General features: G+C 70.9%; 8 protein-coding genes. All 8 read right to left on the minus strand.

Annotation, left to right across the window (positions count from 1 at the left end; all coding sequences use genetic code 11):
• Positions 1-24 precede the first annotated feature (24 nt).
• Positions 25-798 (minus strand): ATP-binding protein, encoded by a 774-nt coding sequence (locus OG223_RS00745; RefSeq protein ID WP_329240839.1) that lies wholly within the window; start codon positions 796-798, stop codon positions 25-27.
• The gene (locus OG223_RS00750) at positions 795-2402 is read right to left on the minus strand and encodes a hypothetical protein (protein WP_329240840.1); all 1608 of its coding nucleotides are present in this window, start codon (positions 2400-2402) and stop codon (positions 795-797) included. The genes OG223_RS00745 and OG223_RS00750 overlap by 4 nt, the downstream gene beginning before the upstream one ends.
• A gap of 14 nt (positions 2403-2416) precedes the next feature.
• Positions 2417-3067, minus strand: coding sequence for a type I-E CRISPR-associated protein Cas6/Cse3/CasE (cas6e, locus tag OG223_RS00755; RefSeq protein WP_329240843.1), 651 nt, complete (start codon positions 3065-3067; stop codon positions 2417-2419).
• Positions 3049-3894, minus strand: coding sequence for a type I-E CRISPR-associated protein Cas5/CasD (gene cas5e, locus OG223_RS00760; RefSeq protein WP_329240846.1), 846 nt, complete (start codon positions 3892-3894; stop codon positions 3049-3051). Before cas5e ends, cas6e begins: the two co-directional genes overlap by 19 nt.
• Positions 3895-3896: 2 nt before the next feature.
• Entirely contained in the window at positions 3897-5078 is a 1182-nt protein-coding gene (gene cas7e / locus OG223_RS00765) for a type I-E CRISPR-associated protein Cas7/Cse4/CasC (protein WP_329240849.1), read from the minus strand.
• A complete protein-coding gene (casB, locus tag OG223_RS00770; RefSeq protein WP_329240852.1) occupies positions 5075-5665 on the minus strand; it encodes a type I-E CRISPR-associated protein Cse2/CasB in 591 nt (196 codons plus the stop codon). Before casB ends, cas7e begins: the two co-directional genes overlap by 4 nt.
• Complete coding sequence (gene casA, locus OG223_RS00775) at positions 5652-7247, minus strand: type I-E CRISPR-associated protein Cse1/CasA (protein ID WP_329240855.1); 1596 nt, start codon at positions 7245-7247, stop codon at positions 5652-5654. Before casA ends, casB begins: the two co-directional genes overlap by 14 nt.
• A gap of 488 nt (positions 7248-7735) precedes the next feature.
• Positions 7736-10591: a CRISPR-associated helicase Cas3' gene (cas3, locus tag OG223_RS00780; RefSeq protein ID WP_329240858.1), complete on the minus strand. Its 2856-nt coding sequence runs from the start codon at positions 10589-10591 to the stop codon at positions 7736-7738.
• Between the last annotated feature and the right edge of the window lie 2091 nt (positions 10592-12682).

A 12682-nucleotide genomic window follows, 5' to 3' on the forward strand; every position in this document is an offset into this window, starting at 1 on the left:
TCCGTGCCCGGGGAAGTGCCCGTCTCACAGGTCTTCATCGGGCGGGAGGTGGAGGTCGGACGGGTCGAATGTGGCCAGGGCTTCGCGTGCGATAGCGCGGGTGAAAGCGTCGAGGGGCTGGCCCCGTTCGGTAAGGATTTCCTGGATGGCGCTGGTGAGTTTGGCCCAGTCGCGGAAGTTGCCGCGACAGGCCGCGTCGTCGAGCCACAGCAGGTCCTCCTCACCGACCTTGCTCCACACCGGGTGGTAGGTGGGCATGTGCTGGACGACTTCGGTGGGATGCAGCGGTGAGAAGCGCGGCCACTGGGTGACGCGTGAGGCGAGGGCCGCCCGGCGTCGGAGGTGCCTGCGGGTGTCTTCGGCGCCGACAAAGATGATGGTCGGGCGGTTGTCGTCGGTGTCCCAGAGGGGACGTACCCACTCGAGCGCGTCAGTGGTGAGCCCTTGAGTCTCGTCGAAGACGAGGACGTAGGGGCGTTCGGCCAAGGCTGCGCGGATGCGTGGGGTGAGGCTGCGCGTGGTGTCCGGGATGTCGAGGGCCGCGGCGACGGCTTTCTGAATGTCGCCGAGCGGACAGTGGCGGTGGAACTGGAAGAACAGGGTGTTGTCAGAGGCCAGGTCACGCAGGCAGGTGCGGACGGTGAGTGTTTTACCCAGTCCGACGCCGCCGTGGATGCAGAGCATGGCACGGAGCTTGATGGCGGACTGGAGCTGTTTCTGGGTGCGCAGCACGGTGCGGGTGGGCACGAGGCGGGCGTTGGGCAGGTCGAGGTAGTGGCCGTCACTGCTGGCGTTCACGACTGGTCTTCCTGTTGCGGTGGCTGGGGGCTGAGAGTGGGCGGGGTGGTGAGCCAGGAGCTGGTGGGGGCGGGCAGGTCGTCGTCGGTGGCCGGCGGGGGTTGCGGGCGTTCGGTGTGGGTCCAGGAGCCGGTGGGTTCGGGGAGGTTTTCGGGGGTGGCGGCGTGCGGGTCGCGGGGGTCACGCAGTCTCTGGCGGGCTTGTTCGGTGGTGAGGGTGGTGAGGGGCTGCGGCGGGGCCGGTGTGGCGGTGGCCGCGAAGCGTTCGCGGACGATCTGAGGGCGTCTTTCCAGGGCTTCTCTGAGGCGGGCGGCGTCGGCCGCGTTGTCCTCTTTGACGCGCTTGAGTAGGTGAGAGCTGGCTGCGTTGGTCCAGCGGGCGGTGCCGTGGCGGTGGTCGGTGTCGGCGTCGTAGACCTCGACGGTGTCGTAGCGGCCGGGCAGGTGGCGCAGGCGCACACAGTTGCCGATGAGGTCGCGCATCCAGGTTTCGAGGTAGACGCGGCCGTTCCAGTCGATGCCGGTGCCGGTGATGGTGAAGGTACGGCTGACGAGGGGAAGGGAGCGGTTGAGGGCGCCGGGGGGCAGGTCGTGGATGACGGTGCGGTCGGCCTGCCAGGCTTGCAGGGGGGTTCGGTTGCCGAGGCTGCGAATGCGGTGCTCGTGGTTCCAGCGGTGAATGAAGTCGCGGGTGCGGGTGGTGAATTCCTCGAAGGTCAGCAGGTCTTCGAGGGGCGGGGGTTTGGGTTTGGCTGCGGGGTCGGGGTCGGGGCAGTGGGTGTAGCCGGGCATACCGCGGAAGTGCATGTCTTTGAAGGCCGCGTTGAGGGATTCGACGTAGGGCTTGAGGTCGGGTCGGCGGGGCGGCAGTTCCACGCGGCGTACGGCGAGGGCGCCCATGGTCTGGGCGACGGCTTTGCTGAGGAAGTCGGCGCCGCGGTCAACGCGGACGAGTTTGGGGATTCCGCCGAAGGGTCCGTGCGGGCCGCCGCGCTGCAGGGCGCTGTGGATGGCGACGATGATGGCTTGGCTGCTGGGGGTGTGGGGGGTGATGGCCCAGCCGCAGATGCCGGAGTTGGAGCAGTTGACGAAGAGGGTCAGCCAGGGTTTGCGGGCAGTGCCGGCGACGTTGACCCAGACGTCGGCTTCCTTGTGGTCGGCTTCCCAGGCGTCGTTGCGGCGGCCGCGTTCGCGGTGGGAGCCGTGCAGGTCGTAGCGTCGGCGGGCTTTTTCACCGGCGCGCAGGCCGGCGAGGAAGCTGGGCGGGTAGGTGCGGGTGACGGCGCAGTAGAAAGCGGAGTAGCTCAGCGGCATGGCGCCGTCGTCCTGCAGGGCGCTGTGGGCGGCGGCGATGCTGCCGCACCACCGGATCAGCTCGTCTTCCATGCGCGGGGTCACTTCGGCGGCGTCACGCTGTTTGCGCTGGTAGTGGCCGTTGTTGTCGCGGGCGCGCTGCATCCAGCGTTGCACGCTCTTCGGGGTGCGGCCGTGGGCGGCGGCCACGGTTTTCACGTCGTCGGGGGTGAGGGTGCCGGCGGCTTCGAGGGCGAGGAGGTGGGTGACGGAGGCGGCGCGTTCCTCGTCGGCGGGGCGCTGTGCGGGCATGGGCGGTCCGTGGGTCAGGCGGGGGCGAGGCTGAGCAGGCCGGCGCCGTAGGACTTGGCGCGGCCGATGCCGTTGAGCAGTGCGTCGGTGAGGGCGGCCGGGTCGGTGATGCGGGCGGTTCCGTCGAACTGGAGGAGACGGTGGACGGGGCCGGGCCGGCCGCGGCGGGGACGGCGGAAGGGCTTGGGTTCCATGGTGGTGGCGTGCAGGTGCAGGCCGGCCTCCATGGCGCGGCGGTGCCACCAGTCGAGGGCGGCTGTGTCGTCGAGGGCGAGGACGCGGCCGTGTTTGGGCAGGGGTTTCTCGCCGGGGCCGGGCCGGCGGCGGCTGCGGGTGGAGGGGTTGGCGGTGATGCGGTAGCGGACGGGGCGGCCCGGGGTGAGGGCGCTGAGCACGGGGGTGAAGTCGCGGGCCTCGGCGCTGCCATAGTGGTCGGGCAGGCCGGTGAGGTCGGGCGGGATGCAGCTCTGCACCAGCAGGAGGGGCTGGTGGTCGTCGCGTTCGAGGCGGAAGAGCGCGCCGGCCCTCTGGCGGGGGTGGGGGCCGAGGTCGTCGGGCATCAGCCGCATGACGGTGCGGTGCAGGGCGGTGTAGTCGGCCAGGTCGCGGCGGACCGTGGGGTGGGCGAGGTTGAGGCGGACGCGGGTCAGGGTGACGGTGGGCACGGCTGCTCCAGTCGGTGGCGGTAGGCGGTCAGAGCGGGCAGAGGGTCGGCTCCGGCGTAGAGGGCGGCGGGCAGGCGTTCGGTGGTGGTCCACAGCGAGCGGACGGTGTACCGGCGGTGGTGGGGGGTGAAGTCGACGGGGTTGTCGGCGAGTTCGCGGTGGGCGGTGGGGTTGGGGGGTGGGGTGTCATGCCAGAAGGTGACCGGGATGCGGTCTGCTTCCGGGTCGGGTGGGGTGTGCAGGGTGAGGGGGGCGTGGTGACGCAGGTGGGTGAGCGGGTCGCTCAGGGGTGGGGTGAGGACGAGGGGTTCGTCGGGGACGCAGGCGCGGCGGCCCAGGTAGAGGGCGAAGCAGGGGTGTTCGAGAGTGTGGGCGAGGTAGGCGATGAGGGCGGCGGGGCCCTGGACGGCGACGGTGAAGCAGGCGTCGGTGAGGTAGTGGCGGTGGGAGACGTGGGTGGTTTTGCCTTCCTGGCGCCGTTCTCCCTTGCTGGTGCGCAGTTGTTCGTGGCGGGAACGGCCGCTGCCGGTGGTGTGGAAGTCGGTGTAGAGGGTGCTGGGGGTGTCGACGCGGATGGTGAACGCCAGGTCGGTGTAGCGGGGGCGGCCCGGCAGGTCGAGGGGGTCGAGGGCCTGGTGGCGGGGGCGGCCTGCGGCGGCGGCGAACATGCCGATGAGGGCGGAGCGGGTGGGGTGGGGCTGGGTGTCGCGGCGGGTGAAGGCGGTGTCGGTGCCGTAGGCACTCAGGACGCCGGCCAGGCGCAGGAGGAGCCCGCCCGGTGCGGTGCGGACGGCATCGGTGTTGGTGTCGGCGGGGGTGGCGGGCATGGTCATGCCGCCGTGTAGGAGCGGGGTGCGGTGGCGGGGGCGGCGGCCGCGGCGGTGACGGCGTCGACGAGGTCGTCGTAGCTGGCGTGGCGCGGGCCGAGGTGTTCGAGCGGTTCGGGGGCCTGGGTGACATGGCCGTGGGCGATGCGGTGACGGGTACCGGTCAGCTGGGTGATGTTGCCGGCGTGCTGGGACAGGATGCTGCGGGTGGGGGCCAGGTGGCCGCCCTGCCTGTCGGCTTTGACGGGCTGGTGGAAGGCGGAGGCGTAGGAGACGGGGCGGCGGTCGCGGACGACGTAGTGGACGGTGTCGGGCAGGGTGTGCGGGGCGGTGGAGTTCTTCTTGGCCTGCGGCAGGGTGGAGATGAACATGTCCGTGAACGCGCCGAGCAGGGCGATGGCCCGGGATGCGTCTCCGTCGAGATTGGCGGTCAGTTCGGTGAGGTTGACACTGACGTAGCGGTAGAAGACCCCGGCGCTGAGGTAGGCGGTGTCCAGGTGGGCGCTGGTGGCCTCGCCGGGCTCGGCCCAGTCCTCGTAGGCGGTGAAGAAGTCGGGCTGCGGGTCGCTGGTGTGGGTGGTGAAGGCCCAGGCCATCTGGACGGCGCCGTCGACGTGGGCGTCACCGAGGCCGGCGAGGAAGCGGCCGAAGAGGCTGATGCTGGCGGTGCGTGCGCACAGCAGGCTCACCACGTCGCCGGAGGGCAGGTAGGCCCCGGTTTTCGCGGTGGACTTGGCTTCCTTGGCCATGCCCTTTTCCAGGGCGGTGCGGTGACGGGCGCACAGAGCGGCGAGGTCGTCGAGGATGGTGTCGTCGGGGACGTAGAGCATGGCCAGGGTGCGGCCCTCGGCGCCCGGGTCGGTGGCCAGGCCTTCGGCGGTGGCACTGCGGGGGACCTGGGCGGCGGCGAAGCGGGCGAGGTCCTCGGGCCAGCCGGCCGCGCGGAGGGCGGCGGCCAGGCGGGGAGGCAGCCGGCGGGTGCGGGCGGCGGGTTCGCTCAGGAGGGTCTCCAGCGCGTGCCGGACTGCGCGCTTGGCGCACTGGCTGGAGATGGCCGCGCGCTGGGTGTTGCCGATCATGAGGGTCTTGGGGTCGTTGTGCTCGCCGCGGTTGAGGCAGGAGGCGGGAATGTCCTGGAGGACGTGCAGGTCGATGTAGCGGGCCAGGTGCGGGTTGGTTGTCATGTGCTGCTCGTCTCTTGTGTGCCGGCCGAAGAGGCCGGGGGCGGAGTGGGTGTGGGGGTGAAGAGGTAGAAGTCGTCCTGCCAGCGGGTGGCGACGCTGGGACGGTTGCTGCTCCAGTAGGTGAGGTCGGCCAGCAGGACGGCGAAGTCCGGCGGATGGCCGCTGCCCAGCAGTTGGCGGGTCAGGCCGGGCAGGCGCCGGTGGAGCAGGTCCTCGGACAGGCGGATGAGGACCTGCAGTTCCCTCTCGAAGGGGCCGTCGGTCCGCCCGTGTGCGGCGCGGGCCAGGGTGGCGCCGAGGCTGGGGCGCGACCGCCAGGCGCGGGGATGGTCGGGGTCTGGGGCGGGGGTGGTGGGGTGGCGGTCGGGGCGTTCGTGGGCGATGAGGCCGGCGAGGGTGTAGTGGGCGCGCCGGTCGGGGTGGTTGCGGGTGAGGCGGCTGAGGAAGGGGTGCAGGCGCTGGCAGTCGTCGACGGGACGGCCGCGGCCCGACCCGAGAGCGGCTCTGCTCTCCGGGGCGGTGCACAGGTCACGGACGGCGGCGACGTAGGCGTCGCAGTGGGCGCGGTAGTCGTCACGGCTGGGCACGGCGGGCTGCTTTCTTGCGGGCGGTGGCGGCAGGAGCCGCGGCGGCCATGAGGGCGCGGACGGCGCGGGCCAGGGCGGGGCCGGCCATCCGGTGGCGGGCCAGGTCGGGGCGGACGGTCTGGCGCAGGGCGGCCACGGCGGTGCGGGCGAAGGCCGGATAGGGGTCGCTCGCCTCGTCCGGGTCCTGGTGGACGAGGTCCCAGAACACCTGCTCGGCGTGCGGCCAGTAATCGGCCAGGGACTCCCTCGCCCACCGGCTGGTGGGCCGGCCCCGGCGCGGGGCGGGCGGTGCGCCGCCGGCGGCGGCCGGGGTGGAGGTCTCGTTCCAGGCGGTGTTGGCGCAGGAGCGCAGGAGGGCGCCCAGGTGTTCGGCGGCCTGGTGGCAGGAGGCGATCCGGCGGGCGGCAACAGGGTCGTGTTCTTCGGCCTGGTTCCAGATGGACGGGGTCAGGGCGGTGTACCAGATCCGGTTGGTGGTGCGGCCGTCCTGGTCGAAGCCGCACACCCGCACCCGCAGCCGCCCCCGTACGGGGGCGGGCAGGTCGTTGAGGGTGTCGAAGACGGCGGGGCGGCGCTGGGCGGAGCTCTCGTCGCCGGCGAGCAGCAGGGCGTCCAGGTCGCGCCACAGGGCACGGTCGGCATCGGCGCGGCGGGGCCGGTCGCGGTCCTCGGCCTTGGCCTGCGTGTGGGTGTCGATGATGAGGTAGGGGTCGGTAGCCGGGTAGGCGGGGTGCTGGGTCGCCCAGGTGAGGTAGCAGTCGGTGGCGGCGCTGCCGTCGTCGTTGGGGATCAGGAGCACGGCGTGCCGGGAGCGGCCGGTGAGCAGGCGTTTGGGCCAGGTCACCGGGGGCGGGGCGTGGACGGGGTCGGGTGGTGTGGATTCCTGCCAGGGACAGGTGTCCGCGGAGTGCTGGGGGGTGCCGCGGTAGGGGAACTGGTGCATCAGGAGTGTCTCCAGGAGGGTGGCGCCCTGAGGGTGGAAGGAGAGGGTGGAGCGCAGGGGGCCGGCGGTGGCCCGGCCGCTGGTGTGGGGGCCGGCGCTGCGGGTGGTGCAGCGGCCGGCGGCACCGTAGAAGTGCTGGATCAGCAGGTGCCAGAAGGCCTCGTCGCTGGACAGAGGCCACGGGGCGGTGTCGGTGTGGACACTGAGCCATTGAAGGTTGTTGCCGGCGGGCCGGCCGAAGACGAGTTTGTTGATGCCGGAGGTCTTGGTGCACTGCTCGGTCAGACGCGGGTCCTGCAGGAAGGGGCGGCTCGGGTGGTAGAGGTCCCACGTGGAGGCGTCGCAGTAGTCGTGGACGTCCTGGGCTTTCAGTCCGCGGCCGCTGCTCAGCAGGTCGCCTCGCCGCTCGTGCCACTCCTCCAGTGACAGGTCCGGGTCGTCCAGGCCGGTGAGTTCGGCGGTGATGGCAGTCAGCATCCGCAGCAGCGCGGAATGCGCGGGCGGCAGCGGCAGCGCCAGGTCCTCGATGCGGTGTGCCTGGATGAGTACCTCGCGCAGCCCGAACACCTCGTGCTGCTCGTCCAGGCGCACCGGGATGCAGGGGCGCAGGTCAACGGGGTAGGCCGGCAGGGAGGGCATAGGGCGGTCTCCTTCCCGTGGCACCGCGGACAAGGCAGCGGTACGCGGCGCGGGAGGATTCGGAGTGGACAAGACGTTCGGGCCGTGCGCAGAGCAGGCGGAACACCATGCGGCGGGAACCGGTGCAGGCGGTGCCTGCCTCCGGGTGTCTTTCACTGAAGCACGCATGTCCAAGGCCGAGGCGGTGATGAGGGATTCAGCCCGTAGCTCCGCCCCGGCGGTGCATAATGCCCGCGCGCGAGAACGGCCTGGTCACAGCGTCGGCGGCGTGCCGGTCATTGCTGTGGAGCCTCCCCCGGCGCGTACACCGGCGCGTGCGCCGCCCTTCCCGCAACGGGCCGGGATAGGTTCCGCCGGCGACGAGAATCCGGCTTCGCCTCGCACGGCTGTGCCTGAGTGGGGTGGGCAGCAACTGCCCGTGTCGCAGGGCTCGAAGACAGTTCTCGGTGTTCCCTGCACCGTGTGGTGCTCCAGTCCTGGCCTTCCGGTCAGGACCGGGCCTCGTCATGGACGAGGCCGAGGTGGGCATCGAGGTGCAGCAGGTGGGTGCCGAAGCGGACAGGGCCCGGGACGGCGGCGTCGTGGATCAGCAGGGTCAGGTCCGCCAGCAGGGCATGCTGGCGCCAGGATTCGGGCGGACGTGCGGGGGCGTCGGCGAGCCAGTCCTCGGGGACGTCCAGGGTGCGTTCGAGGATCGCGCGGATGGCGGGCGCCGGCAGCCGGGGGCTGTCGGGCAGGGGCTGGGTGCCGGCCGGGTCCAGGTGGAGCGATCCGTCCGGCTGGCGGTAGCAGGCCAGCAGGCGCCGCGGGCGGGAGCCTTCCCGGGTGGGGGCCGCACCGGCGGTGGTGGGATGACGGTAGAGATCAGCCAGGGAGCCGGTGCGGGCGGGCGGCGGCACGGCTTGTTCCTGCCCGAGGTGTTCATAGCGCTGCAGGTCGGCCTGGTAGGCGGTGTGCAGGGCGGCCAGTGTGTCGGGGATGCGGGTGCTGGCCGTCTCCAGCAGGCCGGGGAGCTGGGCGGGCAGGTCGAGCGGGCGGGCGGGCGTCTGCGCCAGCAGGTGTGCGGCTGCGTGCAGTTCGAAGGCCGGCTCTCCCCTGCCCCACCAGTGCGGGAGGTGTGTGCGGCCGTCGGCAACTGGGGCCAGTACCGTCAGACGCGGCCCGCGCTCCAGGATCCAGCCCGGCCTGCGGCGGTCTGTGCCGTCTTCCTGCCACAGCCGTTCGAAGCGCCACAGCCGGCCCGCCCGCTGCAGCAGCCGGGACAGCGAGGCCAGGTCACTGATCATGAGGTCGCAGTCGATGTCCAGGCTCATGTCGAGCAGGCTGGTGGTGACCACGGCCAGCCGTTCGGGGCGTGTCCCGGCGGGGCCGAGCCGGGCGCGTACCCGCCGGGTGATGGCTTCGCGCTGGTGGCCGGGGAATCGGGCATGAAGCAGGACCAGGTTCTCCCGGGGCCTGGGCCAGGGCATGCGGGCGAGGTGGCGGAAGGTGTCCTGTGCGTCGGCGACGGTGGCACAGACCACGATCATGCAGCCGCCGTGTGCCAGGACGAGACTGCTCTCCTCGGCGATGCGGTGCAGCCGTTCCCCGTCGGCGACGGTCCGTTCCACGGCGCCGAGCCGGGCCGCGAGCACGGGCTGGTGCTGCACCGTCAGTCGGCGGCGGGTCATCGTGACGTGGGCGGCGGCCTGGGCGGGGTCGATACGGGTGACGGCGCCGTCGCGGGCCGCGGCAAACAGCCAGCCCGGGTAGGGCACGTCCACGTCCAGGCCGTCCAGCTGGCCGGGCTTCAGTCCGGCGCCGGCCAGATAGGCGTGCACCAGTTCCCGGGCCACGGGCGGCGCCAGTGTGGCGGACAGCAGCACGACCGGTGTACCCAGCGCTGCCAGCCAGTGCAGGAGCCGTGCCGTGAGGCGCCGCATGTAGGGGGTGGCGACGTGGACTTCGTCCAGGATGACGGTGCGGCCGGACAGGGCCAGCATCCGCAGCGCGCTGTAGCGCACCGGCAGCACGGCCATCAGCGCCTGGTCGATGGTGGCGACGGTGAACTGCGCCAGCAGCGCTCTGTCCCAGCCGCGCAGAAAGGGGTCCGGGACCGTGACGTGTTGTCCGGGACGGCCTGCGCCGTCCTGTGATGCGTCGAAGTACTCGTCCAGGGTCAGCTGGCCGCCGGCTTCCAGCAGCCGTTTGTCGTGATAGGCGGCACTGGTCCAGGGGTGGCTGTGCACCAGTGTCACCGGGGCCCGCCGGGGACGGTGCGCGGCCACGTAGGCCACGAGGTCGTCGTAGGCGGCATCCGCGATGGCGGTGGTGGGCTGCAGGACGGCCATCCCGCGGGTGCCGCAGTGGCGGTTGAAGGTCCGGGCGGCCTCCCGGCCTGTGATCGTCTTGCCGGCGCCGGTGGAGTCGGTGACCACCAGGATGCCCGCTCCCTGCTCGCGTACCACCGGCTCGAGTTGGGCGATGACCGAGGCCTGCAGCCGGTTGGGGCCGGTGGTGTGCGGATGGGCCTGGGTGAAGGGCACCTCGGGCAGAGTGATCCGCTCCAGCCCGGACGCGGTCACCACCTCGGCGGCCCACCCCTCTTCGGCGTCCGCGTCCGCCGGGTGACGGGTATTGATCCAGTGCGTCAGTGCGCACGAGGCCGGCGCCATCGCGCGCCGCATCCATACATGAGGCTGGCTCACCAGCCGGTCCGCAACCATGATCAGCCCCGTCAGCAGCACCGCGGCCTCGGTGGAAATCCTGGGCGGCGGCGTGCCGGCACCCGTCAGATAGCGGACCTGGGCGAGGTAGCGGCGGCGCAGGTCCTGCCACAACGGGCCGCCGAGATCCAGACGCACCCGCTCGGGACGGGCCGCTCCAAGGAGGTCGCACTGCAGATAGCGGCCGTGATGGGCGCCGAGAATCTGGGCCGCGCGCACCGCCGGGCTGGTGTTGCCTCCCAGCCGGTATCCGAGATCCGCCAGGAGTTCAACGGCCGTGTGCATGGAGGCACGTTCGTGCCGTATCAGCCTCCACGGCCCCGCATCCGCACGCAGTTCATCGCTGACCTGTGCCCATGCTCCCGGCTCGCACATCTGGAAGCGGCCCGCCTTGCCGATGTCGTGTGCGCCGGCCAGGAACATGGCCTCGCACCGCGCCTGGGCCGGCTCCAGTCCCAGTCCTCGGCAGATCACCCGGCGCTGCGCGGGCGTCAGGTACCGGTCCCACAACTCCCCCATCACCGCAGCCGCATCCAGCTGATGGAACAGCAATGAGTAGGCCAGGCCGTAGAGCAGGCTGTACTTGCCCCACAGTGACAGGTCCAGCCCGCCGGGCCGGCTGTCCTCGACCACGCCCATCCCGCCGCCCCTCCCCTGGCCTCAAGGCCAGGACAGCAGCCACGGCGGCCGCAGGGCCATCCCCCACACCGGTGAACCGTGCCCGCCTGCGCCGAAGAGCCGGTCGGACCTCCCGGGCTCCCGGCCTCTGCCGGCACCGCCGGGGAGGCAATACCCGCCATCGCCAAAGGAATCGGCCGGACAGCGTCGCACGGCTGTGACGGCACACGGCACACGGCACATCACAGTAGAAAAGGCACTACGCGCTCGTCACTCCCGGGTGACACGGCGCGAAGCGATGCCCGGGTCTCATGTCCGCCCGCTCCCCCAACCGGCACAAGGCGAGCATGGGGCGGCTTCAGTGTGTTGTCAGCGAACCTCGGCCCGCAGCACGTCCGACCGGTTTGCCTTCACCTTCACCGATAACACCACACACGACCGTTAAGGGGGTATACCGTCATACCGCGACGCCGCCTTCACTCAACAGCCTCTCGTTCAAGCTCCAACCGCGTTCTCCTTGCGCACTGTCCGGTTCAGCCCGTGGGGGTCCTGCCGTCTTCTCCACCAACCGGCACCCCTCCCCACGCCGAACCGAACCCACCTCGTTTGTTTCGCAAGCATCAAACGACAGGCGCACCCCAACAAAGCAGCACAAAATAACCAAGCAGCCCTGGCACTTCACGCAGAAATCCCTGTCGCCACAGGACTGCTACGTAGCGGTCGACAGCACACCAGTCTCCAGCCATCGCCCTACGGCCGTCCGGAATCTCACCGCCGTCCTCTGCCCACAGGGGGTCTGCCCAGCGGCGTTGCCGTGACGTCGATGCCGGCATAGCGCCCTCCTCACGCCCACAAGGCCAAAGAGGCGTTCCATGTCTCAACCTGCCCTGTAAAAGCAGCAGTTCAGGCTTCCATGGAAAGGCTCCTGCCATGAGAAAAGAACAGCGAAATCCTTCCGGACAGCTCCAGAGCCGCAGGCCAGCGAGGCGCGTTCCCACCCGTGAGGGTCAGTCGGACTCCGACCCGCTGCTCGTGCTCACGGCAGCCCGCGTTCCCCACCCGTGGGGGTCTGTCGCTCCGCATCGATCTCGCGTGGATCTTGGCAGTGTCCCGTCCCTACGCGCGTAGGGGTCAGTCCACCGGAACGATCAGCGTGGCCAGCTTCCCCACGTCCAATCCCTACGCGTGGGGGTCTGTCGCCGAAGGCATAGCCGTCGTCGATCTGGCGGAAGTGCCGTCCCTACATGTGGGGGTCTGTCCGACAGGTGCTCCGTCACCTGTTCGCTGCCGTAGTCCCGTCCCCACGCGCGAGGGGGGGAGCCCACGCCCGCCGCCCCAACCTCGAAAGCGAGCAGGTCCTCTCCCTTCCCTACACGTGGGGGTCCATCGGGCACCGTGGATGGCCTCAATCGGGCAGTGGAACCCAGTCCCCGGTGGGGTCCCACCGGTGGGCGACCTGGTTGGAGTTCTTGCAGCCGAGGTCCAATCCCTAAGAGTGGGGGTCCGTCCCGAGGAGTTCCGTCCGGTCGTAGCTGGTGAATGTCCAGTCCCCACGCGTGGGGGTCAGTCCTGATCGACGACTATCAGCGCTCCCTCGACGGTGTCCTCTCCCTACCCGTGGGGGTCAGTCCTCCGCACCGCGCTCGCTGTTCTGCCGCAGGAGGTCCAGTCCCTACAGCCCGGCCATCTCGTGCACATGCAGGCTCTGACCCACAACACCTGCACGAGATCGAGGAAACCCCCCACACCCGCACAAATAACAGTAAAATCTTCTCTGCGCGGTCATGGCCGTGCAGGTCAGTAAGGGGCCAGTCCCTACGCGTGGGGGTCAGTCCTCGGCGGCGCCGGCCGGATAGTGGCCACGTCTGTCCAGTCCCTACGCGTGGGGGTCAGTCGCTGGCCGCTCTACACGGCGCCTGCCCCTTTCCGTCCAGTCCCTACGCGTGGGGGTCAGTCCGCGCCGGGATGGTCGAAGCGGGAGCCACGCCAGTCCAGTCCCTACGCGTGGGGGTCAATCCCGACGAGCTCGTGATCCACTTTCCTGGAGGCAATCCCGTCCCTATGCGTAGGGGTCAGCCCTGGTCAACCGCTTCGCGGGGCGTATCGGCGGTG

The sequence above is a fragment of the Streptomyces sp. NBC_01478 genome, assembly GCF_036227225.1.
Taxonomy (GTDB): domain Bacteria; phylum Actinomycetota; class Actinomycetes; order Streptomycetales; family Streptomycetaceae; genus Streptomyces.

Excerpts from the sequence above, each read along its gene's own strand:
- OG223_RS00750 (WP_329240840.1), bottom strand. The coding sequence starts at position 2,402 with ATGCCCGCACAGCGCCCCGCCGACGAGGAACGCGCCGCCTCCGTCACC.
- cas7e (WP_329240849.1), bottom strand. The coding sequence starts at position 5,078 with ATGACAACCAACCCGCACCTGGCCCGCTACATCGACCTGCACGTCCTC.
- cas3 (WP_329240858.1), bottom strand. The coding sequence starts at position 10,591 with ATGGGCGTGGTCGAGGACAGCCGGCCCGGCGGGCTGGACCTGTCACTG.
- casA (WP_329240855.1), bottom strand. The coding sequence starts at position 7,247 with ATGCCCTCCCTGCCGGCCTACCCCGTTGACCTGCGCCCCTGCATCCCG.
- cas5e (WP_329240846.1), bottom strand. The coding sequence starts at position 3,894 with ATGCCCGCCACCCCCGCCGACACCAACACCGATGCCGTCCGCACCGCA.